This window comes from Lutibacter sp. B1 (genome assembly GCF_012524075.1).
Taxonomy (GTDB): Bacteria; Bacteroidota; Bacteroidia; order Flavobacteriales; family Flavobacteriaceae; genus Lutibacter.
In genome coordinates this window covers 55,137-81,474 of sequence record NZ_JAAZUI010000006.1, presented here as the reverse complement: position 1 = coordinate 81,474, position 26,338 = coordinate 55,137, and the positions used below count along the sequence as shown (strand labels likewise).

The 26,338-nt window shown below is 30.6% G+C and carries 19 protein-coding genes; 7 read left to right on the top strand and 12 right to left on the bottom strand.

Going from position 1 to position 26,338, the window contains the following annotated elements:
• Positions 1–41 precede the first annotated feature (41 nt).
• The 7 genes from HGB55_RS04990 to rluF all read right to left on the bottom strand — a co-directional run bounded on the left by HGB55_RS04990 (position 42) and on the right by rluF (position 7,187).
• Positions 42–1,589, bottom strand: coding sequence for an NAD(P)H-hydrate dehydratase (locus tag HGB55_RS04990; RefSeq protein WP_168815257.1), 1,548 nt, complete (start codon positions 1,587–1,589; stop codon positions 42–44).
• 62 nt (positions 1,590–1,651) lie between these two features.
• Positions 1,652–2,605 carry an acetyl-CoA carboxylase carboxyltransferase subunit alpha gene (locus HGB55_RS04985; RefSeq protein ID WP_168815255.1) on the bottom strand — a complete coding sequence of 318 codons (954 nt, stop codon included), beginning with the start codon at positions 2,603–2,605 and terminating at the stop codon, positions 1,652–1,654.
• Positions 2,606–2,667: 62 nt separating this feature from the next.
• Positions 2,668–3,543, bottom strand: coding sequence for a DMT family transporter (locus HGB55_RS04980; protein ID WP_168815253.1), 876 nt, complete (start codon positions 3,541–3,543; stop codon positions 2,668–2,670).
• Positions 3,530–4,618 (bottom strand): LptF/LptG family permease, encoded by a 1,089-nt coding sequence (locus HGB55_RS04975; protein WP_168815251.1) that lies wholly within the window; start codon positions 4,616–4,618, stop codon positions 3,530–3,532. The genes HGB55_RS04980 and HGB55_RS04975 overlap by 14 nt, the downstream gene beginning before the upstream one ends.
• Positions 4,619–4,651: 33 nt before the next feature.
• Entirely contained in the window at positions 4,652–5,782 is a 1,131-nt protein-coding gene (gene tgt / locus HGB55_RS04970) for a tRNA guanosine(34) transglycosylase Tgt (protein ID WP_168815249.1), read from the bottom strand.
• A 190-nt stretch (positions 5,783–5,972) separates the two neighbouring features.
• Positions 5,973–6,191, bottom strand: coding sequence for a hypothetical protein (locus tag HGB55_RS04965; RefSeq protein WP_168815247.1), 219 nt, complete (start codon positions 6,189–6,191; stop codon positions 5,973–5,975).
• Between the two features lie 183 nt (positions 6,192–6,374).
• A complete protein-coding gene (gene rluF, locus HGB55_RS04960; protein WP_168815245.1) occupies positions 6,375–7,187 on the bottom strand; it encodes a 23S rRNA pseudouridine(2604) synthase RluF in 813 nt (270 codons plus the stop codon).
• Between the two features lie 252 nt (positions 7,188–7,439).
• On the opposite strand from rluF, the gene HGB55_RS04955 reads away from it, so the two are divergent.
• The 4 genes from HGB55_RS04955 (at position 7,440) to HGB55_RS04940 (ending at position 14,871) form a co-directional block, all read left to right on the top strand.
• Positions 7,440–7,838: a hypothetical protein gene (locus HGB55_RS04955; protein ID WP_168815243.1), complete on the top strand. Its 399-nt coding sequence runs from the start codon at positions 7,440–7,442 to the stop codon at positions 7,836–7,838.
• Between the two features lie 378 nt (positions 7,839–8,216).
• Positions 8,217–11,294, top strand: coding sequence for a TonB-dependent receptor (locus HGB55_RS04950; protein WP_168815241.1), 3,078 nt, complete (start codon positions 8,217–8,219; stop codon positions 11,292–11,294).
• 25 nt (positions 11,295–11,319) lie between these two features.
• Positions 11,320–12,897: a RagB/SusD family nutrient uptake outer membrane protein gene (locus tag HGB55_RS04945; RefSeq protein ID WP_168815239.1), complete on the top strand. Its 1,578-nt coding sequence runs from the start codon at positions 11,320–11,322 to the stop codon at positions 12,895–12,897.
• A gap of 21 nt (positions 12,898–12,918) precedes the next feature.
• Positions 12,919–14,871: a carbohydrate binding domain-containing protein gene (locus tag HGB55_RS04940; protein ID WP_168815237.1), complete on the top strand. Its 1,953-nt coding sequence runs from the start codon at positions 12,919–12,921 to the stop codon at positions 14,869–14,871.
• 462 nt (positions 14,872–15,333) lie between these two features.
• On the opposite strand, the gene HGB55_RS04935 is transcribed toward HGB55_RS04940, so the two are convergent.
• Genes HGB55_RS04935 through HGB55_RS04920 form a run of 4 tightly spaced genes read right to left on the bottom strand, consistent with a single transcriptional unit; the run spans position 15,334 to position 20,644 of the window.
• Positions 15,334–16,488 carry an endo-1,4-beta-xylanase gene (locus HGB55_RS04935; RefSeq protein ID WP_168815235.1) on the bottom strand — a complete coding sequence of 385 codons (1,155 nt, stop codon included), beginning with the start codon at positions 16,486–16,488 and terminating at the stop codon, positions 15,334–15,336.
• Between the two features lie 32 nt (positions 16,489–16,520).
• A complete protein-coding gene (gene uxuA / locus HGB55_RS04930; protein WP_168815233.1) occupies positions 16,521–17,690 on the bottom strand; it encodes a mannonate dehydratase in 1,170 nt (389 codons plus the stop codon).
• Positions 17,691–17,703: 13 nt separating this feature from the next.
• On the bottom strand, positions 17,704–18,435 hold the full coding sequence (locus HGB55_RS04925; RefSeq protein WP_168815231.1) for an SDR family NAD(P)-dependent oxidoreductase: 732 nt from the start codon (positions 18,433–18,435) through the stop codon (positions 17,704–17,706).
• A gap of 34 nt (positions 18,436–18,469) precedes the next feature.
• On the bottom strand, positions 18,470–20,644 hold the full coding sequence (locus tag HGB55_RS04920) for an alpha-glucuronidase family glycosyl hydrolase (protein ID WP_211047348.1): 2,175 nt from the start codon (positions 20,642–20,644) through the stop codon (positions 18,470–18,472).
• 231 nt (positions 20,645–20,875) lie between these two features.
• On the opposite strand from HGB55_RS04920, the gene uxaC reads away from it, so the two are divergent.
• Positions 20,876–22,291, top strand: coding sequence for a glucuronate isomerase (gene uxaC / locus HGB55_RS04915; RefSeq protein ID WP_168815227.1), 1,416 nt, complete (start codon positions 20,876–20,878; stop codon positions 22,289–22,291).
• Here the strand turns inward: uxaC and HGB55_RS04910 are convergent, their stop codons facing one another.
• Complete coding sequence (locus HGB55_RS04910; protein ID WP_168815225.1) at positions 22,292–23,323, bottom strand: LacI family DNA-binding transcriptional regulator; 1,032 nt, start codon at positions 23,321–23,323, stop codon at positions 22,292–22,294.
• A gap of 173 nt (positions 23,324–23,496) precedes the next feature.
• Here HGB55_RS04910 and HGB55_RS04905 point away from each other — a divergent pair, with 173 nt between their 5' ends.
• Positions 23,497–25,242 (top strand): glycoside hydrolase family 43 protein, encoded by a 1,746-nt coding sequence (locus HGB55_RS04905; protein ID WP_168815223.1) that lies wholly within the window; start codon positions 23,497–23,499, stop codon positions 25,240–25,242.
• A gap of 88 nt (positions 25,243–25,330) precedes the next feature.
• A complete protein-coding gene (locus HGB55_RS04900) occupies positions 25,331–26,332 on the top strand; it encodes a GntR family transcriptional regulator (RefSeq protein ID WP_168815221.1) in 1,002 nt (333 codons plus the stop codon).
• Positions 26,333–26,338 lie beyond the last annotated feature (6 nt).

Genomic DNA, 26,338 nt, shown 5'->3' with positions numbered 1-26,338 from the left:
AAAAGCGTTGAAAATCTCAACGCTTTTTTTATTCTATTTTTTTATTGTGAAGGTTGATTTTGAGTATCAGTTTGAGTTGTGTTTTCTTGTCTGAATAAATCTAAAATAGCATCAGGTAAATACTCTAAAATGGAAGAAGCTGTAAAAGTTTCGTATCCGGTTTCCTGAATTGCAATATCAGCCGTTTTACCGTGTAAGTAAACACCTAAAATAGCTGCATTTTTGGGTTTGTAACCTTGCGCTATTAGTCCGGTAATAATTCCGGTTAAAACATCTCCGCTGCCACCGGTTGCTAAGGCCGGATTTCCTGTTGAATTGAAATATTTATAATCTCCATCAATAATAAGCGTATTTGCTCCTTTTATAACAATAATAACGTCATTTTCTTTCGAGAAGTTAGTTGCTTTTTCAATTTTATCGTAGTCGTTTTTCCAAGTGCCTAATAATCTTTCCAACTCTTTTGGGTGTGGAGTAAGAATAGAGTTTTTTGGCAAATATTTTATTAAATCTAAATTTTGTGACAATAAATTAATTGCATCGGCATCAATAACCAAAGGAAGTTTATTTTCTTTGATAAAATTTTCGAATCCTAAAGCCGTTTTTTCGGCAATTCCCATTCCAGGTCCAACACCAATTACAGTTGCTTTGGTTTTAATATTAAAATATTCTAAAGCAGTATCATCATCAACTTCAACCATTGCTTCAGGTACTGAAATTTGTAAAATATCATATCCGCATTTTGGTAAGTAAGTAGAAACCAATCCGCTTCCAATTTTTAAAGCTCCTTTTGTGGCTAAAGTAACTGCTCCAATTTTCCCAAAACTACCACCAATAATTAATGAGTGACCATAAGTGCCTTTGTGGCTCCATTTATTTCGAGGTTGATAAATGTCTAAAATTTCATTTTTTGTAACTAAATGATTTTCAGGCTCTAAACTATTGATGAAATTGGCGTCTAAACCTATATCAATTACTTCCCAAGTATTTACATATTGTTTATTTTCTGGAAGTAAAAAAGCCAATTTAGGTGATTGAAATGTTAAAATATGATTCGATTTAATTACAGAATCTGTATCAACAACAGTTTTATCACCAAATAAACCGGACGGAAAATCTATGGAAAGAATAAATGCTTCAGTATTATTTAAGTACTGAATTAATTCTTTAGTAAAACCTTCAGGTTTTCTGGTTAATCCATTTCCAAAAATAGCATCAACCACAATATCACCGTAAGCAACTTCAGGAAATTCTTCTTTATTTGTAATTACATTAGGCCATTCTCCTAATTCCTTTAATCTGTTGTAGTTTGTTAAAAATTCTTCGGTCCGTTTTTCGCTAAAATTAACAACATTACACTGTACATTGTAGTCGTGTTGATAAAGAAGTCTTGCCATTACTAAACCATCACCGCCATTATTTCCAATACCACAAAAAATATGTATTTTGATTTTTTGACCTTGTAACCTATTGTGTAACCATTGAAAGCAAAGTGTTGCGGCATGTTCCATTAAATCAATGGAAGCAATATTGTTATTTTCTATTGTTGCTTTATCAGCTAATGATATTTGTTTTGGAGAGAGTATATACATAACAATAAAATTAATAAAAAAACCTCTCTAAATTGAGAGGTTTAATAGTTATATTTAATTTTTTATCCTTTATAAACACCCATATTGTCGTATTTTTCCATACGCTGTTTAACAAGTTCTTCTTCAGATAAATCTTTTAATTCATTAAAAGCTTTAAGTATTGTTTTTTTAACCTCTAAAAAGGCAGTTTCTCGGTCGTAATGAGCACCTCCTAAAGGTTCTTTTATGATGCCATCTATCAACTTTTGCTTTTTCATATCTTCAGCAGTAAGTTTCAGTGCTTCTGCAGCAACTTCTTTGTATTCCCAACTTCTCCATAAAATTGAAGAGCATGATTCAGGAGAAATAACTGTATACCAAGTATTTTCCATCATATAAACTCTATCACCAACACCAATACCCACTGCACCACCTGATGCTCCTTCACCAATAACTACTGTAATAATTGGAGTTTTTAAGCGTGTCATTTCAAAAATATTTCGGGCAATAGCTTCACCTTGTCCGCGTTCTTCAGCTTCCAATCCTGGATAAGCTCCGGGAGTGTCTAATAAAGTTACTATCGGAATTCTAAATTTTTCGGCCATTTTCATTAAACGTAAAGCTTTTCGATAACCTTCAGGATTTGACATACCAAAATTTCTGTACTGACGAGTTTTGGTATTGTACCCTTTTTGTTGACCGATGAACATAAAAGATTGGTCTCCAATTTTACCTAAACCACCTACCATGGCTTTATCGTCTTTAACTGTTCTATCACCGTGTAGCTCCATAAATGTATCACCAGCTAATGCATTTATATGATCTAATGTATACGGTCTATTTGGATGACGCGAAAGTTGAACACGTTGCCATGCTGTTAGGTTTTTGTAAATATCATTTTTTGTTTTCAGCAATTTCTTTTCAATGTTTTTACAACTTTCAGTCATATCAACCTCACTTTCTTTACCAATTAAAATACATTTATCAAGTTGTTCTTCTAACTCTTTAATTGGTAATTCAAAATCTAAATATTCCATGTTTTTTTAAATTTGGATCTAACTACAAATATAGTAACTTATCAATTTTTAATGATAAGATATTAACTTTTTTTATTTTTTAGTATTCCATTAATAATAACTGTGAGGAGTATAATTAATGCTCCTATATAAAATTGTGGACTCATTTTTTCTTTTTCACCAAAAATAATAACCGCTAAAATAATACCATAAACGGGTTCCAAATTTACGGTTAGCATTACTGTGTAAGGCGATAGATACTTCATAATTTTTACGGAAACTATAAATGCATAAGCAGTACAAATACTACTTAAAATTAATAAATAGATGATATCTGAGCTGGTTAGCGTAAAATCTTTATTTGTAAAACCGGTAGTAGCCAGTACATATATAGTAATAAAACCAACACCAAAAAGTAACTGGTAAAATGAAATTTGTTCCGCGTTATGTTGTCTTATGAATAAGCCATTTAAAACCGAAAATAAAGCTGATAAAAAAGCGGCTATTAATGAATATAAAATACCTAATGTGTAACCACTTTCTACATTAAAGATGATAAATAAGCCCGATATAACAATTAAACCAAAAAATATTTCTAAAAAGATAAGTCTTCTTTTAAAAAATAAAGGCTCAATAAATGAAGTAAATAAGGCTCCTGTGCTAAGTCCAATAAGTGCAACAGATACATTAGAAACTTTAATCGACAAAAAAAAGAAAATCCAATGTACAGCAATTATTATACCTGAAATTAAAAATTTCAGTATTGCTTTTGGTGGAATTTTTAATGATTTTTTCTTTATTAAAAAGTAAATAAAAACAATTATAACGGCAAAAAGCATTCTATACCAAACTAAAGGAATAGCATCAATACTAATTAAAGCACCTAAAATTGCTGTAAAACCCCAAATAAAAACTAATAAATGGAGATGTAGGTAGTTTTTTAGTTTAGTTTTTGGCATTTTTAAAGTATAGATAAATGGCTAAAGCACCAAAAACTAAATTAGGCAGCCAAACCATTATAAAAGCATTTGTTTCGGCTCCTGCACCCAACACTTCTGCAACTTTTAAGAAAAATACATAAATAAACATTAAAGTAATACCAATAGCTAAATTAACTCCCATTCCACCTCTTCGTTTTCTTGAAGATAGTGTTACAGCTATAAATGTTAATATATAAGATGAAATAGGTAAACTGGTTCGTTTATAATATTCTACTAAATAAGCGTTTAAATTGCTAATACCTCTGTGTTTGGCTTGTTCAATATATTCTTTTAATTTAAAAGAATTCATTTCTTTGGCCAAATAATCAACATTTATTAAATCTTTAGGTGTAAAACTAAAAGCTGTATCTAATTTTGAGCCAGATTCAATAATATCTTTATCTTCTAAAAGGGTTCTTTTTTTATAATTGATTAATTTAAAAACACTGTCTTTCTCGATCCATCTAATATTATTGGCAAAAAGTTTATATTTCAATTTGTTTCCTTCAAACTTTTCATAGGAAAAATTATAGCCAATATCTCTGTCAGTATTATAACTTTTAAAGAAAATATAGTCGTTAGGACCTAATTGAAGGTTGATGTTGGTTAAATAACTGGTGTTTAATTGTTTCTTCTTTAAATAGGTTCTGTCAAATTCATCAAAAATTTTATTACTTCTTGGCACAACAAAATGATTCATGGCTAAAGCAAATAAAGTTACAAGAGTTGCACCAATAAAGTAAGGTCTTAAAAATCTTGTAAATGAAATTTTAGCTGAATGGATTGCAATAATTTCAGTATCACCTGCTAATTTTGATGTAAAAAAAATAACAGCAATAAACAAAGCCAATGGCATAAAAGTGTTGCCATAAATTACTATAAAATTTAAATAATAATCTTGAATAATTTCACCTAAAGATAAATCTGTATGGCGTAAAAATCTATCAACTTTTTCAGATACATCAATTGCAATGGCAATGGGTATTAATAAAGTTAATACTAAGGCAAAAGAGCTTAAATATTTTTTTAATATGTATTTATCTAATATTCTCAAATTAATAGATTAATGTAAAATAAAAAGTGTTGATTATAACCTTTTGTCCATTTGTTTTACCATTTTGTTTTTCCATTCAGTAAAATCTCCTGCTAATATATGCTTTCTGGCTTCACGAACCAACCACAAATAAAAACCTAAATTGTGAATTGAAGCTATTTGTTTACCTAATAATTCTCTCGATGTAAACAAATGACGTAAATATGCTTTTGAATACATAGTATCAACAAAAGTTATATCCATTTCGTCAATAGGAGAGAAATCATTTTCCCACTTTTTATTTTTTATATTTATAGTACCATGTGCTGTAAATAACATTCCGTTACGAGCATTACGAGTTGGCATAACACAATCAAACATATCAACTCCTAAGGCAATGTTTTCTAAAATATTAATAGGTGTACCAACTCCCATTAAATATCGAGGTTTGTCTTTAGGCAAAATATCTGTAACAATTTCAGTCATTTCATACATTTCTTCAGCAGGTTCACCTACCGAAAGTCCACCAATGGCATTACCATCAGCTCCAACAGAAGCTATAAATTCTGCCGATTGTATTCTTAAATCTTTATAAGTGCTTCCTTGTACAATAGGAAATAAAGCTTGGCTATAGTTATATTTAAAAGGAGTTTTTTCTAAATGTGTAACACAACGCTTTAACCAACGATGAGTCATGTGCATAGAGCGTTTTGCATAGCTGTAATCACAAGGATAAGGAGTACATTCATCAAAAGCCATAATTATATCAGCACCTATGGAACGTTGAATTTCCATTACACTTTCCGGTGTGAAAGTATGGTAAGAGCCGTCTATATGACTTTTAAATTTAACACCTTCTTCGTTAATTTTTCTTCTTTCCGATAATGAATAAACTTGGTAACCACCACTATCAGTTAAAATATTACGGTCCCAATTCATAAATTTATGTAAACCTCCGGCTTGTTCCAAAATATTAGTTTGTGGACGTAAATATAAATGATACGTATTCCCTAAAATAATATCAGGATTTATTTCGGTTTTTAACTCTGTTTGATGTACACCTTTTACTGTACCAACAGTACCAACAGGCATAAAAATTGGAGTTTCAATTGCGCCGTGATCAGTTGTTATTACTCCAGCTCTTGCCTTGCTTTGAGCATCGGTTGTTTTTAATTCAAATTGCATAGGCGGCAAAGATACAGAATACGTTTTGTTTGAAAAAAAATATATGAGAAGCTTATTAATTCTTTTTCTTTTTTAAATTTTATATCTTTTTATGTTGAAATAGCTAAAAAAAATCAGCTTTTTAAAAGCTGATTTTATATTAATTTAAGAAAAGGTTAGATAACCTATTTTTAGTTAATCTTTACTAACTCTAACTGCTTTTTTTAGCTGTAGCAACTACTACAATTCCTCCAATTATTAATACAGCACCAATAATTGGTGACCATTTTACAGGGTGATTTTTTTCTTTATTAATTTTAACAGCACCCAAGTCAACTACTTCTTCTTTAGTTTTAAAATTAATACTTGTAAATACCATCATAATTATACCTATTACAATTGCTACTAATCCTATAGTTTTTGTTTTCATAATTTTTCTATTAAAAAGTTATTAAATTTCTATAGTGTAAAGGTGTGGAGTTTTAACAAATAAAGTGTTTCATGATTTTAGGAATAAGTTATAATATTCCCATATAAGTTTAATTTACAGTCATTTTTATTAAGAAATGGAGATATTTTTATGAAATGAAATTCTGAAAGTTAATGATAAAACTTATTTTCTATATTTTCTTTTATTTTGAAATGAAACTTTTCTTTTAGGAGTATTACCTTTTTTATGAATGTCTTTAGAAGCTTCTTCAGTTTTGGAAGAAGTTATAATCATATTGTTTATTTGTAGCATTTCTTTTTCAGTAAGTTCTCTCCATTGGCCAATTTCTAAATTACCTAAACTAACATTCATAATTCTAACACGTTTTAGTTTGGTAACTTCATAATCTAAATAATCACACATTCTTCTAATTTGCCTGTTCAAACCTTGGGTCAATATTATTTTAAAAGTAAATTCATTTAGTTGGATTACGTTGCACTTTTTTGTAATGGTGTTTAAAATGGGAATTCCATTACTCATTTTTTTAATGAATTCGTTTGTAATAGTTTTATTAACTGTAACTATATATTCTTTTTCGTGTTTATTGCCGGCTCTTAAAATTTTATTTACAATATCTCCATCGTTCGTTAAAAAAATTAAACCCTGAGATGGCTTGTCTAAACGACCAATTGGGAAAAGTCTTTCGGAATGATTTATATATCTAATAATATTTTTTCGTTCCTTACTATCGGTAGTACAAACAATTCCAATAGGTTTATTAAAAGCAATGTAAAGTATTTTTGGTTTTGTTTTTAAAAGTTCACCATTAATTTTAACAATATCACCTTCAAAAACCCTATTTCCCAATTGAGTTGGTTTGTTGTTAATTGTAACTTTACCTTCAATAATCAGTTTTTCAGCTTCTCTCCGAGAGCAAATTCCTGTACTACTGATGTATTTATTTAAATTAACTGAATTTTCGTTGTTTTTTTCCACAAAAATGTATTTGACGGTGCAAGTTACTTAAATAATATCATTTTAAAATTATTGAATTTTAAGTAGAATATACAAAAAAGAGATAACCTCAAATTTTTTCAGAAGAGAAAATAATTTTTAGATAGATAACTTTATTTGTCTAATTAAATGAGCATTTTAACTATAAAAAGGTACTGTTTAACAAAATATATAAAGTTAAAACTCCAAAAAAGATAGTTTTAGTAGTGTATTTAAAAACTTAAGCAAAAAATTATGAAAATTTTAGTGCAAAAACCAAAACTTAAAATAGAAGAATTAAATCTATATGGACATAAAAATTATCAGTCACAAAGTTTAAAGAGGAATAAAAAAGGATTGGTTATACCATGTTTTAATGTTGAATATGAATTGTTAAATAATGATTTTCAAATTTTTTTAAATACAAATAACAATTACCACTTTTGTTTTGTAAATTATGGAAGTAATGATAATACGTTTGCTGTTTTAAAAGAATTAAGAAGAGGAAGAGAAAACTACATTACAATAGTTAATTGTGATGAAAAGACCTCTAAAGAAGATGCAATTACTATAGGTATGTTTTATATACATGAGCGTCAGAATTTAGATTATGTAACTTTTATAAATAACCCTTTTAAAAATTATAGTTGCTAATTTTAGAAAAATACTTCATAAAACTATAAATTAAGTTCAATAGATAAAATATTTTTTATTTGTGAAGAGGTTTATGTTGCTTAATGAGTTCTTAATTATTTAGCCACTATTTACTTAATTTAGTATTAAACTAAAAAAATAGAATACTAAAGACTCTTAATAAGACTAGTTTAAAATAATCCTATTTCAATCGTTTTCGTTTTTTAAAAAAATTAACGCAATCGATTGCGCATATTATTATTTTTTTTAAATTTGTAGAAATTAGTTTTTTATCAAAACTATTATTTAAGCTATTTAAAAAAGAAGTAGTTTAAAAATTATTGGCGATTAACTAATTGAGGAACATTATTCAAATTTAATTTTTTAAATCAATTAACTATGACTCATTATTTATTTATAAAAAGTAAATCAAAACGTTTCAAACGTTTAGAGTTTTTTATTTTATTTCTAATGTTTACGGTAGGTATGAATGCTCAAATAACAGTTTCGGGAAGTGTTTCTGATGCTGATGGGCCTATACCTGGGGTAAATGTGGTTTTAAAAGGTACTAATAACGGTACAACAACAAATTTTGATGGTAATTACACAATAAGTAATGTGCCATCTAGCGGAGTTCTGGTATTTAGTTTTATGGGTTACAATACTGCAGAAGTTGCCGTAAACAACCAAACTACTATTAATGTACAACTAGACTTATCAACAACAACTTTAGAAGAAGTAGTGGTTGTAGGTTATGGTACAATGGAACGAGGTAACGTTACAGGAGCTATTACTACTGTAGATGTAGAAGCTATTGAGAAAACTCCAGTACCTAATGTTGTTGAAGCATTAAGAGGTCAGGTTTCAGGGTTGCGTATAACTAAAACCAGTGGACAGCCGGGATCAGGAGTTTCTTTTAAAATACGTGGGACAAACTCATTTGGTGGTACTACCGAAGGAGGTAATGTTGACGAAGCTAACCAAGCTACTATTGTAGTTGATGGTGTACCTATTGTAGGAGGAAATTTAGCCGAATTAAACCCTGATGATATAGAGTCGGTAAATATATTAAAAGATGCTGCGTCAGCTGCAATTTATGGTGCAAGTGGTGCGAATGGAGTTGTTTTAATAACAACTAAAAGTGGTAAAACGGGAAAATCTGAAATTACTGTAAAAGGATCAGTAGGGATGATTAATATAGCTAACGAACTGAATATGATGAATGGTGAGCAATATTTAAAATATCGTTTTGATTCTGAAGTTGCTGCAGGTAATACTACAGCGACAGTAAATTCATTATTAGATGCCAATGAAGTAGCAAATTATATAGCAGGTAAAGATGTAGATTGGCAAGATGTATTATTAAGAACAGGTATTTCAAATAATTTGAGCTTAACAGCTTCAGGAGGTACAGAGAAGTTCCATTTTTATTTAAGTGGAGATATGTATACTGAAGATGGTATTGTTGTTGAATCGGATTATAAGAGATATTCTGTACGTTTTAATGGAGATTATTCAGCAAAAGATTGGTTAAAAATTGGAGCTAGAGTTCAGTTAACCAAAAGTTTTGCTGATGAAACTAGTAATGTAATTAGTGAATTCAATATTGATGGAGGATTTGCGCCATTTATTCCAATAAGCAATAACACACCTCTTGGAGATGTTTATGATGCTGATGGTAATTTAACTAAGTTTATACGTAATGATAGATTTCAAATAAATCCATTACATAGATATAAAGAATCTGTAATTGATAGAAACGTTACCAGATCTTATATTAATCCTTATGTGGATATCAATATTATGAAAGGTTTAAAGTATACTTTAAATACCTATGCTGAAAACAGAGATGAATTTTATGGTGAATTTCAATCAACTTTATACGATGATCAAAAACCTAGTTTTGCACAAATTAGAAAAAATACTAATGTTTCATATTTAGTAGATAATATCGTAAATTATACTAAAGAATTAGGAAAACACGATTTAGATGTTACTTTAGTGTATGGTTTTCAAAAATATGAATACGAGCAATTACAATCTGAGGCAGAAAATATTCCAACAAATTTATTAAGTTATAATGCATTAGGTGATGCAGTATCGAGTGATAGCAGGACAGATTGGCAAACAAACGAAAGTGGAAAAGTTTATTACATTGGAAGAGTAGGGTATAGCTTTGATAATAGATATAATGCAACATTTACAATTCGTAGAGATGGTTCTTCTAAGTTTGGTTCAAATAAACAATGGGGTAACTTTCCATCAGCATCTTTTGCATGGAATGCTCATAACGAAAATTTCTGGGGACCAAACAATAAGCTGAATTTATTAAAATTAAGACTTAGTTATGGTGAAACAGGTAATGATAACTTTCCTGCGTATTATTATAGAGCCAGCACTCAAAATATTCAAATTGGAGTAGGAGTAGACCCTGAAACCGGTGAAGAAATTTTATTTAATGGTTATGGAGTTGGAACCAGAGCTGCAAACCCTAATTTAAAATGGGAAGCTAGTAAGCAGTTTAATGTTGGGGTTGATTTTGGGTTGTTTAATAATAGATTAAGTGGATCTGTTGATTATTATAAAACTAACACAACTGATTTATTATTATTTGAAACTATAATACCGGCAGCAAACAGCGGTTTTGAATTCTATCCATCTAACATTGGAGAAACTGAGAATAAAGGGTTAGAAATTAACCTTAAAGGTAATATTATCCAAACAAGTGATTTTACTTGGAATGCAAGTGTGAACTGGGCAACTGATAAAAATAAAATTGTAAAATTAAGTAGAGCAGATGTTAATGAAGATGGTAAACCTATCGATAACGTCGCTAACGGATGGTTTATAGGACAAGATATCCAAGAAATATACGATTATAAATATAAAGGAGTTTGGCAATTTGGAGAAGAAGAAGCTGCTGCAGTATATGGCGCAGTACCTGGAGACCCTAAAATTGCTGATATTAATGGAGATAATGTAATTGATTCTGATGACAGAACTTTCTTAGGTAATCCAACACCGGATTGGTATGGTGGTATTACCAACACTTTTACATATAAAGGATTTGAATTATCAGTTTTAGTAGAAGTTGTTGAGGGAGTTACAAGAGTTAATAATTTTTACGGAGGCTATTCAGGTAGAAACAATGCTATCAATATAAATTATTGGACACCGGACAATCCTTCCAATGAATTTCCTAGAGTTGGTACTGGAGGAGCAATGTCTTCAGGAAATTACACCAATGCAATTAAAGTGCAAGATGCTTCATTTGTTGCATTAAGAAACGTTTCTTTAGGATATGCATTACCTAAAAAATATCTTGACAATACTCCTTTAAGCGATTTGTCTTTATTTATAAGAGGAAATAACTTAAAGTATTTTACTGATTATGACGATGCATTCTCACCAGAGTCTTCTATTGGTTCATATCCAATTACTCGTACATGGTCTTTTGGAGTAAAAGCGTCTTTCTAATAATTAAATTAAACAATAGAGTAAAATGAAAAATTTAACAAAATATATAATATTATCACTCTCAGTAGTTTTTCTACTTTCGAGTTGTGAAGATGACATTCTTGATCTTGAGCAACGAGATGGACTTCCTGCTAGTTTAGTTTTAAACAATATAGAAGGGTTGGAAGCAACAATGTTTCAAGTATATGAAAGAGCAAGAGCCGTACATGAAAATATGCAAATTTCAATGTATAAGCAATGTGGAACTGATCTTGTAAAAAGTGGTACCAATTTGGTAGACGTTAATGCAGGAGGTATGTTAGGTATGAATGAATATAATTCAGGATTATCTGCTTCAAGTGGTGAAATAGAAGAAATTTGGAATGCTTATTATGCATCACTAGCTAATTGTAATAGAGTAATTGGTAACGAAATTGTACCAAACGATGATGCTGAAGCAGCTAATATTCAAAGATTTATAGGTGAAGCCTACGCAATGAGAGCTTATTTGAATTTAGAATTAGTACAAAGATGGGATAATATTCCATTATCTAAATTACTTCCTGAAGGCGAAGAGCCAACTACAGATGCACCTTTAGAAGATAAATCTGTGATTTATGATTTAATTATTTCAGATTGTAAGGCAGCAATACCATTGTTACAACCTAGATCAAATACAACAGGTGTAGGTGCGCCATCAAAAGGATTGGCTAATTTATTATTAGCTAAAGCATATATGGATTTAGGTAATTGGGCTGAAGCAGCTAAAGCCGCTGATGCAGTAGTAAATGATGGATCTTATGAACTTCAACCTTTAGATAATATCTTTGGTACTGATGGAGGAAAAACCGGAGAAGAAAGCAATAATGAAATTATTTTATCTTGGGTTTTCGACCCTGCAATAAGTAATAGAGCTCAACGTACATCTCAAATGTATGTACCACTTTATGACAGAATAGGTGGAGTGCAAAGAACTATGGAACAAGGAGGTAGAGCTTGGTCAAGGCTTTCTCCATCAGATTATTATTGGTCACTTTTTGATGAAGAAGATGGAAGATTAGAAGCTTGGCATAAACTGCATTGGTATTTTGATGATGAAGCTAATTTACCTGAAGGAAAACAATTAGGAGATATTGTAACCGATGAAGATGTTATTGAACAATTTGGTGTTGATGCTATACAGCGTAGATATATTGAACCAACTACAACTAAACATTGGGAAGATGGTACTTATGGAAGAACTGTAGGTGAAGCAGAAGGTTATAGAAATATCATTGTATATCGTTATGCGGAAGCTTTTATTATTGGTGCTGAAGCTCATTGGAGAAATGGAGATGAAGGACGTGCATTACAGTTAATAAACACAATAAGAGATAGAGCTTATGGTGATTCTACTCATCATTTGACAAGTTTAGATCAAGAAACTATTTTAGAAGAACATGCACGTGAATTAGGACATGAAGGACACAGATGGGCAATGCTAAAACGTTTAGGGTTGTTAGTTGATAGAGTAAAAATGTACAATCCAAATGCAGCTCCAAACATTCAACCTAAGCATGTAAGATGGCCTATTCCTCAATCTTTTGTTGATTTGGCTAAAGTTTCTCAAAACGAAGGTTACTAACTAATTATTAAAATTTTAATTATGAAAAAATATATAAAACTCTTATTTAGTTTCATTGCAGTTTTCACATTGATTACGATAGTTAGTTGTGATGATGATGAATTTTCTGGTAATGGAAAAGGAACAGGAAATGTTTCTATTGCTAGTATTAGTCCGGGAGCAGAATATCCTAATGAAACTGTTACACTTGTAGGAACCGGATTTAATGAAGTACAATTTGTATTTGTAGGAAATCTACAAGCAGAATTTCAATTAGATGGTGATACAATTTATTTTGTTGTTCCTTCAAAAGCGGAGGCAGGTATAACAACTGTTACTTTAGCAATGGCTGAAAACTATCGCGTAAGTGTAGATTTTGAAGTATTATTAAGACCAACACCTGTATTTGAAAAAATTAGCCCAAGTGCAGCACAATCTGGAGAAATTGTTACTATTAAAGGTGTTAATTTAGGGAATATAGTTGCAGCAAAAATAGGCGGATCCGATGCTGAAGTTGAAGCGTCTTCAACAGCTTCAGAATTAAAACTTATTGTTCCAGATGGTTTACCTGAGAATAGTTTAGCTGAAATAGAACTTGAAACGATACATGGTATAGAAAAATCAGAATCAATTTTTTATATAGGACAGAATTTGATTTTAAATGGAGAACTTGAATTAGGTGATGGTGATAATTTTACAAATTGGGGTAAATGGAATGGAGGAGAAGGAATGACTGCAACAACAAGTGAAAATGAAGTGTATGTAGGTAGATCTTTAAAAGCAATAGGTGCTGGGGGAGACGCTTGGAGAACTCAGTTTGTAAGTGATCCTGTAGAAACTATTATTGGTGTTGAATATACTGCTTTTATGTGGATTAAAGCTGAAGCAGCAGGAGGAAACATGCGTTTTTCTACTAATGAATCTGCTGGAGCACAATACTCAGGAAATTATGATATAGGTACTGAATGGCAACAGGTACAATGGGCATTTACCGCTACTTCTCCTGAAACAAGATTTGTTTTAGATTTAGGGGCAACTACAACCACTTTCTTTGTAGATAATATTACCTTAATTGCTGGAGGAGGTGGTTCTATAGGAGCTCCAGAATTACTTGTAAATGGAAGTTTTGAAGATGGTTTGACTGGATGGGAATCACTTAATGGATCTCATGATGTCTCTACTTCAGAATTCTATTGTGGTTCAACATCTATGACCGCCACAGGAGCAGGTGCTAATCCTTGGGATACACAAATTGCATCAGATCCTTTAGACTTGGTTGAAGGTACAACTTATGAAATTAGTTTCTGGGCTAAAGCAGCTGGACCAGATGGTGTATTTAGAATTTCAATGTCTCAATATGATGGAAATGGATCTGATTTCTTTTATTCAGCAGATATGGAAATTCCAGAAGATTGGACCTATTTTTCACATGTTGTAGAAGCAGCAGCAGTTCCTTCAGGTGTATATAGATTACTATTTGATATGGGGGCTACTGTACAAACTTTCTTTGTAGATGCAATAAGTGTGAAAGAATATGAAGTTCCGACAGGATTAAATGTGAACGGTGGTTTTGAAGATGGATTAACAGGTTGGGAATCATTAAATGGTACTCACGATGTTTCTACTTCTGAATTTCATTCTGGAGGTGCATCTTTAACAGCCACTGGAGCAGGTGGTAACCCTTGGGATACACAAATTGCTTCTGATCCTATGGACATGATAGAAGGTAGAGATTATAAAATCAGTTTCTGGGCTAAAGCTGCTGGACCAAATGGTGTATTTAGAATTTCTATGTCTCAATATGACGGAAATGGATCTGATTTCTTTTATTCATCAGATTTAGAAATTTCTGAAGATTGGACGTATTTCACATTTATAGTAAATGCAGCGGCAGTTCCTTCAGGAGTATATAGGTTACTATTTGATATGGGAGCTACTACAGAAACATTTTTTGTAGATGATGTAGCAGTTGTTGAATATGATGCATGTGAATAATATTTAAATTGATAATTTACTTTAAATTTTTTGAATTAAGTTAAATTTAAACCGAGAGTAAATACTCTCGGTTTTTTTGTAATAAGAATCTTACTTATTTGGAAATATCTATGTATTTGATTTTAACGATAAATTATTAAAGATTTAATTGTTTTTTATTAGCAACATGAGTTTAATTTAAAAGTATCTGATAAATTAATTAGATTTTTTTGCTGATTAAGAATTTGTCATTCCTGTGAAGGTAGAAATAAATATAATATAAATACTAACAGTTAACTATTTTAATTCATCGAACTCTTGTTGAAAGCTTGTTTAAATTATTAATTGTTAACTTGAGTTTTCAATTAGTAAAAAAAATATAACTATAAATTAAGTTTATTTATAACTATTTTTTAGTATCGACAATAAAAAAACTCTCACTATTTAGCGAGAGTTTTTTTAAAAATTGAGTTATTTTTACTATTACAATCCTTCAATAAAACCTTTATGGGCTATTTTGTATTCATAATCAGCGTTAAATAATAAAGGCCATTCATTTTGGTTATTATGGAAATTTAATAACCAACTGTCACTGTCTCTCATTCCCCAAAGTGTAATACCAAATTTTTGATTATTCGGTATTGTATTGTATAATGCAACAACTTCTTCAAATCTGTTTTGTTGTTCAACAGCTCTTTCATAAGTTAATTCTGATAAAACTTTATCTCTATTAACTGTCATGTCCATTTCAGAAAAATGAATTAAAAGATCAGTATCAACCAATGTATTTAGATTGTTTGAAATAGTATTTACATCAGGATCTTTATAATCGATATGCATTTGTAAACCGATTCCGTCAATTGGAACACTTTCGCTTTTAAATCGGTTAACCATATTTACAACTTCTGTAACTTTTGATGTTTGGCTTTCTAAATTATAATCGTTATAAAATAATTTAACATCAGCATTTGCTTCTCTTGCCCATTTAAAACATTTAGCAACATAATCAGCTCCCATTCTTTTTTTGAATACTGCGTTGTTGGCATCATCAGTAAAAGCTTCATTAACTACATCCCAACCGGCAACAACGGGTTCGCCATTTGAGTTTTTGAATTCAGCAAAATGAGAAACCGTTGCTTTAATATAACCTTCAATTTGAGCTTCAAACTCTTCATCAGTACCAGAATAACTGTTTAACCAGCTTGGTATAGAGCTATGCCAAATTAATGTATGGCCAAACACACGCATTCTGTTATCTTTAGCATAAGTTACTATGGCATCACCATTGTTAAAATTGTACGTATCAGGTCCTGTAAACATACTTGCCATTTTCATATCATTTTCAGCAGTAATACTATTAAATTCACCGTTTAAAATTGTTCGGAATGTTGAATAACTGCTGGAACTAAGTTTATTTGCTGAGACTACAGTTCCTATTGGAAAATCAGCAGTTCCTTTTAGGGTTTTTGTTGGTGTATATACTAAAGATTCAGTTTCTCCTGTTGTGCCCCCTGTAGTTCCTCCACCTGTTGTAGGTCCTCCAATAATTGGCCCAACCGGATCTGGACCATCTCCATCACCTCCACAACTAATAGCAATAGTTGTAATTAAAATTGTTAAGAATTTGTTTATTTTCATGGGTTTTAATTTGAATTTAATTGTTTATAAATTTACTTTATTTTATATATAATTCCTTGTTCTAATCCTCTAAGTTCCGAAAGTCCTTTTAAACGACCTATTAGTGAATAGCCCGGATACAATTTTTTACGACTTTCTACATCGTGTAAAAAACCATGGTCTGGCCGCATTGGAATACTAATTTGCCTTTCTTGCATAATAGTAATAATTTTTTCTACAATTTTAGGCATTTGATTATCTCCATAAAGGTGTTCAGATTCTTTAAAATTTCCATTTTTATCTTTAACAACATTTCTTAAATGTAAAAAGTGAACTCGTGAAGCAGTTTTGTTTAATATTTCAAGTAAATCATTTGAAGGATGTGCTCCAAGAGAACCTGTGCAATAGCATAATCCATTAGCTTTCAAAGGAACTTCATTAAATATGAAATCTAAATCTTCTAGTGTACTTACAATTCGTGGTAATCCTAAAATAGAATATGGAGGATCGTCTGGATGAATGGCTAATTTTAAGCCAACTTTTTCAGCAAATGGAGCTACTTCACGAAGAAATAAGACTAAATTTTGTCGTAACGCTTTATCATCAATATGTTGGTATTCGTCTAAAAGCTGAAGAACTTTCTTAGACGTAAAATTTTTATCGCTTCCAGGAAGTCCTAATAATACATTTTTAAATAGTTTTCTTTTTTCTTCTCTGCTAAGTTGTTTTCCATAGTTAACTGCTTTATTAATTTGATCTGGCGTATAGTTAGCTTTCGCATTTGGTCTTTTTAATAAAAAAACATCAAAATAAACAAATGCATCTTTGTGGAAATATAATGATTTTGTTCCATCATTATTTTTATAATCGTGATGCGTACGAACCCAATCTAAAATAGGCATAAAATTATAGGTAACTATTTCAATACCACATTGTGCAAGATTGTATAAACTTTGTTTGTAATTTTCAATATATAATTGAAAATTTCCTGTTCGTTTTTTAATATCTTCGTGTACAGGAAGGCTTTCAACTACTTTCCATTCTAAACCTACTTTTTCAATAATTTGCTTACGTTCATTAATAGCTTCTACTGTCCAAATTTCGCCAATAGGTACTTCATGTAAAGCTGTAACAATACCGGTAACTCCACATTGTTTTATATCAATAAGCGATGTAGCATCGTGCACTCCGTACCATCGCATTGTTTGTTGCATTCGTATCATTTATAAATAAGAATTAAAATCCTATACTATTTCCACCATCTACAGGTAAAATGGTACCTGTAACAAATTTTGATTCACTGCCCGCAAAATAATAAACAGCATCAGCTATATCTGATGGTTTACCTAAAATGCCCATTGGAGTTCTTGAAAGTACTTTATTTTTTCTTTCAGGATCATTATTTAAAGCTTTGGCAGACATTTTTGTTTCGATAAAACCGGGAGCAATACAATTTACTCTAATTCCAAAAGAGGCTAAGTCTACAGCCATGGCACGTGTCATAGCTTCAATTGCTCCTTTACTTGCAGAATATGCAATTACTTTTGGCAATCCATATTGTGAAGCCATTGAACTTATATTTATGATGCTTCCACCTGTATTTTTCATAATTTTTACAACTTCTCTGCTAATAGTAAATACGCTTTGAACGTTGGTGTGTATTATTGATGAAAAATCTTCGTCAGTAACATCTATAAAATCTTTCTTTAAGTTTATTCCGGCATTGTTTACTAAAATATCAATTGTCCCTTTTTTTCCAATTGATTCAATTAATTGCGGGATTTCCGATAAATTTGTTAGATCAAAAATCACAGGAACAGCATTGCTTCCCATTTCTAAACAAGCATTTTCTGTCTTTTCTTTTGATCTTCCAATTACGTATGTTTTAATTCCGTTGTCACAGAATTTTTTTGCTGTTGCATAACCTAGGCCGGCATTACCACCGGTCACTATTGCTATTTTATTCATTTGGTATTATATTAAATCTGTAAATCTGTTTTTGTTACCATTGGGGTTTAATACCCGGAGCGTACGGAAATTTCAAAGATTGAAAATATTCTAATGTATGTTCAGGTTTTTTAACCTCAATAGGTAGTTCTTTTTTTGAAAATTGTTGAAAATACAACAAACAGGCATCACGCCACCATTTTGCTTCTTTAAGCTGAATATTTAATAACATTTTTACTTGATTGAAGCGTTCTTTATCTACATAATTTTGCATGGTATTCCAAGTTGTACTCATGTATTCAACATCATTAACTCCTTCTTGATATTTTAGAGCTATGTTGTCCCAAAGCGTTTTTCCATTTTTTAAAGTATAGTCCCATGAAACATGGTGAAACCATAATAAATCTTTTTCAGGGCACGTTTCTATGTTGTTATACATTTCTGCAATTTCCGGGGCATATTGCTCTGTTGCATAACTTCCGGTACTTGTTCTGTTAAATCCGATGCCATTTTCATCGGCATTATGATAGTAAACAGGATTCCATTCCGGCCTAGAAAGATTACTAACCCAAGGTCCCGGACCATAATGATGACCGGTATCCATAATGTGATGCAAACCAAGAGGAGTCATATAATTTACAACCGTTTCTCGAGATTTTAGCATCATTTCTTTTATAGGCTGTATAAAATTTTTATCATTTGAAAATGTACAGCGTAGCCATTCGTCGGCAATAGTTTCCGATTTTAAATAAGGGTTCCATGCTAAACGTCCAAAACCGTACCAGTTTGCTTGTGCAAAAGGGTGTCCTGTCCAATTTATATCATTTCCTATATTTGAAACTCCTGCAATACCGGTTAGTTTTTTATGGTTAAGTGTTCCGTCAATTACTTTAGCAACAGTTGAACCTTTTCCTTTTCTATAGGTATCGGCTTCTAAAACTTCTTCATATAATTTTGGTAAATACACTAAGTGCGTACTAAAGCCTAAATATTCTTGAGTAATTTGAAATTCCATCATTAAAGGTGTATTTGGCATGGCACCAAACATTGGGTGGAAGGGTTCACGTGGTTGAAAATCTATAGCACCGTTTTTTACTTGAATGATAACGTTATCTCTAAATTTTCCATCATAAGGTACAAATTCACTGTAAGCTTGTTTAGCTCTATCGGTAGTGTCGTGTTCAGAATATACAAAAGCTCTCCACATTACAATTCCATCAAAAGGAGCAACAGCATCAGCTAGCATATTGGCTCCATCAACATGGTTTCTTCCGTAATTTTGAGGACCTGGTTGTCCTTCAGAATTAGCTTTTACTAAAAATCCTCCAAAGTCTGGAATCAGCTTGTAAATTTCTTCAGTTTTATGTTTCCACCAATTTTTAACGTCTTCATTTAAAGGGTCGGCAGTAGTCAAATTTCCAATTTCAATAGGTGCAGAAAAACGTGCTGTTACATATACTTTTATACCGTAAGGTCTAAAAACATCTGCTAAAGCTTTAACTTTTTCTAAATATTGAGGTGTTAAAATAAGTGCATTGGCATTTACATTTGTTAATGCTGTACCATTAATTCCTATAGAAGCATTTGCTCGTGCATAGTCTATATAGCGTTGGTCAATATAATCAGGTAATGTATGCCAATTCCAAAGTGAAAATCCGGCATAACCACGTTCAACAGTTCTATCCAAATTATCCCAATGGTTTAACATTCTAACATCAATTTTTGGGGAATCGATAATATTTAATTGTGAGATTGATTTTTGAGTTTGTAAAAGTTTTAAAAAATTAAATGCACCGTATAAAACTCCAATATCAGTTTTACCGGTAATAACTATGCTATTTTTTCCTTTAAGGTTAATTGTTTTTATGATATAACCTTCATTATTAATTAATTTAAAATCGTCTTCTAAATTTTTAGTAAGATTTTTGCTTAAACGTTCTTTTGAACCTAGAAACAGTAAGTTATTACTATCACTATTTTTTTGAGAAATAAACTCTTTACCTAACAAACCTGAAAGTCCAAGTTGTATTTCTGATATTGCAGCATTAATAATTTCTGAATCGCCGGAATATGAAACTTCTTTTATAGTTGAAAGATATTCTGACAAAACATTTTCATTCTTTATTTTATCATACTGTAACCATAAATTATAACCATCTTTTGCTAATAATTTTATAGAAAAAATTAATAGAAGGGTAATTATTAAACTTCTTTTGTATGTTAATCTCATAAGCATTAAAAATACGTATTCAAAAAAATTTTAAAAACCTGATATTTTAAAAATACGTTAGGTGTAATCTATTCTAAAATTTATTGTAAAGTTAGTAAATATTTTCTAACTTCGCAATCGGTTGCGTAAAAGTAAAACATTGAAATTTAAGATAAAAGTTTTAGATGTTTTTTCTGCACAAAAGTTAAGTTTTTACTTAAAAAATTTAAAAAACTAATCAAACTAAGCAATATGAAAAGTTTTATCACTGAAAATTTCTTGTTAGAAACAGAAATTGCTCAGGAACTCTATCATGAGTACGCTAAAAATCAACCAATAATTGATTATCATAACCATTTGCCACCAAATGAAATTGCTGAAGACAGGAGCTATCAAAATATGACAAAACTTTGGTTAGACGGCGATCATTATAAATGGAGAGCAATGCGCACTTTAGGTATTGATGAAAAGTATATAACCGGAAATGCTTCGGACGAAGAAAAGTTTGATAAATGGGCATATACAATACCTTATACATTAAGAAATCCACTATATCATTGGACATATTTAGAACTTCAACGTTATTTTGGAATTGATGAAATTTTGAGTCCGGAAACATCTTCAGAAATATATAAATTTTGCAATAAACAATTAAAAAAAGACACTTTTTCAACGCAAGGGCTTTTGAAAAAGATGAATGTTAAAATTCTTTGTACTACAGACGATCCGTTAAGTGATCTTCAGCATCATAAAGAAATAGCATATTCATCTCTTACAACAAGGGTATTGCCTTCTTTTAGACCTGATGGTATTATTAATATTGAGAGTACTCATTTTAAAGAATATATTAAAAAACTTTCTGAAAAAACAGCAGTAAAAATCGCTAATTTAGAGTCGTTATTAACAGCTATTCAAAGCCGAATAGATTATTTTCATGAAAATGGAGGCAGACTTAGCGATCATGGTTTGTCGTATGTTTATGCTGAAGATTTTACTGATTCAGAAATTGATACAATTGTAAAAAAGAAGTTATCGGGTGAATTAATCACAAAAGAAGATATTTTAAAATTCAAGTCAGCTATATTATATTATTTAGGAAAAATGTATGCAGAAAAAAGCTGGACCATGCAGTTGCATTTAGGACCTATAAGAAATACAAATACTTCACTTTTAACTAAAGTTGGTCTTGATGCCGGTGTAGATAGTATTGGTGATTTTCAACAAGCCGAAGCTTTAGCGAAATTTTTAGATAGGTTAAATAACAAAGAAGCTCTTCCAAAAACTATAATATACAATTCTAATCCGGCTGATAACGATGTATTTGCAACAATGGCAGGTAATTTTAGTGAAAATGGAATTAGAGGAAAAGTTCAGTTTGGAACAGCTTGGTGGTTTTTAGACCAAAAAGATGGTATAACCAAACAAATTAACAGTTTGTCTAATATGGGACTTTTAACTTGCTCGTTAGGTATGTTAACTGATAGCAGAAGTTTTTTGTCGTTTCCAAGGCACGAATATTACAGACGAATTTTATGTAATATTTTTGGGAATGATATTAAAAACGGTGAACTTCCAAAAGATATAAAATGGATAGGTAAAATAATACAAGATATTTGCTATAACAATGCAAAATCGTATTTTAATTTCCCCGAGTTAGATGATAAATAACTAGATCCTTTTGGATGATTCTCTAACCAAAACTTCAGTATTTAAAAAGGTTATTTCGGTTATTTCATCCTTATTGGAAGGATCTTTTAAATGACTCAATATTTTTTCGGCTGCAGTTTGTCCCATTTTTACTGCAGGGTGTGTAATGGTAGATAACCCTGGGTCTATAATTTGAGAAATAGGATCGTTATTAAAACCAATTACTGCTAATTCCTGAGGTATTTTAACGCCTCTTTTTTTAGCATATTGAATTGCACTTACAGCTGTTGTATCGTTTGAAGAAAAAATACCATCAGGCGGATTTTGCATATCCAATAAGTTATTGGTTGCTTTTTCACCTTCATGAAAACTCATAGTTGTAAAATAAACAATCAAATTTTCATCAATAGGTAAATTATAATGTTTTAAAGCATCAATATAACCTCTTTTACGCTCGCTGTAAATATTTCTGAATTGAGAACCGGCAAAATGAGCAATTCTTTTACAGCCTTGCTCAATTAAGTGTTTTGTAGCTTTATAACCTGCCGAATAATTATCAATCATTACTCTGTAAGTATCAAAATCTTTAGGAACTCGATCTACAAAAACCAATGGAATATTTTTATCAATAAATTGTTGAAAATGAGATGTATCTATGGTTTCCATTGCGAGCGAACAAATAACCCCGCTTACTCTACTGTTGTAGAGGGTTTTAGCATTGTTTACTTCGTCTTGGTACGAGTCGTGAGACTGTGTTATAATAACATTGTAACCACCTTTTTGAGCTGCAATTTCGATACCGCTAATGAGTGAAGAAATAAACGGTCGGTTAATTCTGGAAATCAAAACTCCAATAGTTTTTGTTTTATTACTTCGTAAACTTGCGGCTAAAGTATTGGGTCTGTACCCCATTTCTTCAGCAGTTTTTTTTACTTTTTTAATGGTTTTTTCACTTATGCTATGGTGATCTTTTAATGCTCTTGAGATTGTTGAAGTTGAAAGTTTTAACTTATCAGCAATGTCATAGATGGTAACGTCTTTTTTATCTTTCATTTATAAAAAGAATTCTTTAAACAAAAATAAGGTTTTTTAAATTTAATTTGAATTTTTTTGAGCTTAAATTAAAGGTTTGTTGAAAATTATATAAAAGTTACAATTTTTCTTAAATAGTTTTGAGTCTTTAACGAACTGTTGTAAATTGTTGTCTTATTTTAAAAAATGTAATAATGCAACAAAAAAACAAATATTTAAGTATTTACGATATTATAATTTTAATATTATTGGTTACGTTAACGTATTCGTGTAAAAATAATTCTAAAAATGAGCAATCGGTTGCGTATGGAAAAAATGCAGTTTTTGAGTGGTTTAATTATGAAGGAAAAGATGTAATTTATGATACTATTTCAAAGACAAAAGATGAATATTTAAATCCTATTTTAGCAGGATTTTACCCTGATCCCAGTATTTGTAGAGCAGGTGATAAATTTTATTTAATTACATCATCATTTACCTATTTCCCAGGAATACCCATATTTGAAAGTTCTGATTTGGTTAATTGGAAACAAATTGGGCATGTAATTGACCGAAAAGAACAAGCTGATTTTAGCGGAATGGGAGTTTCTCGCGGTATGTTTGCTCCAACTATACGCTATAATAACGGAACTTTTTATGTGATTTGTACCAATGTAGATGCTGGAGGAAATTTTATTGTTACTGCTAAAAATCCTGAAGGGCCTTGGTCTGACCCAATTTGGATAAAGGGTGTTGATGGTATTGACCCTGATTTATTTTTTGATGAAGATGGAAAATTGTACATAACTCATAATGGACCACCACCAAATAATATTTCATTACACGACGGGCATAGAGCTATTTATATGTTTGAATATGATTTAGAAAATCAGAAAATAGCAAGTGAATCTAAATTGATTATTAATGGAGGAACTGATATGGCTAAAAAACCGGTTTGGATTGAAGCACCGCATATTTTTAAGAAAGATGGTTTTTACTATTTAATTTGTGCTGAAGGTGGAACTGCTTACAATCATTCTGAAGTAGTTTTTAGAAGTAAAAGTGTTTATGGACCATACGAGGTTTTTGAAGATAACCCAATTTTAACGCAACGTCATTTAGATCCAAATAGAAAAAATCAAATTACAACAGCCGGACATGCCGATTTTGTTGAATTGCCTAATGGCGATTGGTGGGCTGTATTTTTAGGATGCAGACCTTATGGAGACGACCTTTACAATATTGGCAGAGAAACTTTTTTAATGCCTGTTGCTTGGAAAAATGGTTGGCCAACAATTGTTGATGGAAACAAACCATTACCTTTTAAAAATAAGCGGCCAAATTTGGCAATTTCCACAGAAAATATAGCTCCATTAACTGGAAATTACATTTATAAAGATGATTTTAATTTAGATAAATTGGATTATAAATGGAATTTTATAAGAACTCCGTTAGAAAAATGGTACGAGCTTAAAGAAGGAAAACTGTTAATAAAACCTAGAAAAGAAACCATTCATACAGAAACTAATTTTTCTTTTATTGGAAGAAGACAACAGCATTTGAATTTTGAAGCCTCAACAAAACTTACTTTTCATTTAAAAGATACTACCGAAACTGCCGGATTAGTGGCTTTTCAAAATGAAAAACAGTATTTATTTATAGGAAAGCGCTTAAATTCAGAAGGTAAAACTGAAGTTTTTCTCGAAAAAGCAGAATTAAAAGTAAACAAAGGCAATCCTATTATTATTGCTAATCAAAATATAGATGTAAATTCAGATGATTTGTATTTAAGGATTGATGGTAAAACACGTTATTTCGATTTTTACTATAAAACTTCTGAAAATGATGAGTGGAAGTTATTGGCAAAAGATATTGATGCTTCTCTTTTAAGCACCAAAGAAGCAAAAGGATTTGTAGGAACTTATTTAGCAATGTACACATCATCCAAACATTTTAAGTAAAAAATTCATTACAATAAATAAAAATAATACTAGTCTGTTACATTTAAATTTATTAATTTAGCATACCGGAACAGAACAGTACGTTAAAATGTCTAAAAATAGTTTTATATTTAAAATTAACCATGCCAGTGATATCCCAAAGTATCAACAAATTTTAGATGCTATTAATGATGCTATTGCTAAAGATATATTACATATTGGTGATATGCTTCCCTCAGTAAACAGCGTTTGTAAAACACATAATTTATCGCGTGATACTGTTTTTAAAGCGTATTCTATTTTAAAAGAACAAAATGTTATAGAATCTGTCCCAAATAAAGGTTATTATGTAGCTACTGAAACTAAAAAAGTATTGTTGGTTTTAGATACGTTTAAGGCATATAAAGAAGTATTATACCATTCTTTTATCAATAATTTGCCCGAAAATATTATTACAGATGTTCAGTTTCATCATTATAATATTGATAATTTTAAAACCATAATACATAACAGTGTAGGTAAATATTACAAGTATGTTGTAATGAATTTTGCTCATAAAGAAATTCCATCAATATTAGCTAAAATAAGTAATGAAAAGTTATTGTTAATTGATTGGAATGTACTTTCTAAACCTGAAAATAATTATGTTTTCCAAGATTTTGGTCAATCCTTTTACAGTTCTTTAATTGAAGCTGCCGAATTATTTAAAAAATATAAAGAAATTAATTTTGTATACCCAACGTATACAAACCATCCTTTAGAAACAGTTACTTATTTTAAAAAGTATTGTAAAAAAAACAATTTTAAATACCAGATAATAACCAACCCCAAAGATTTTGATATTCAAAAAGATATTGCTTATATAAGTGTAAGTGATAGGATTTTAGGTACATTTTTAGAGCAATGTAGAGATAAAGGTTTTGAACCCGGAGAAGATGTAGGTTTATTGTCGTACAATGAAACTCCTATGAAAAAATTTATCTACAAAGGAATTTCAGTAATCTCTACTGATTTTAAAGAAATGGGAACAAAAGCAGCTGAGTTTATTACACAAGAAAAGCCGATGCAATGTTATGTGGCTACAAAATTAACTTTAAGAGAATCGTTATAAGAGAAT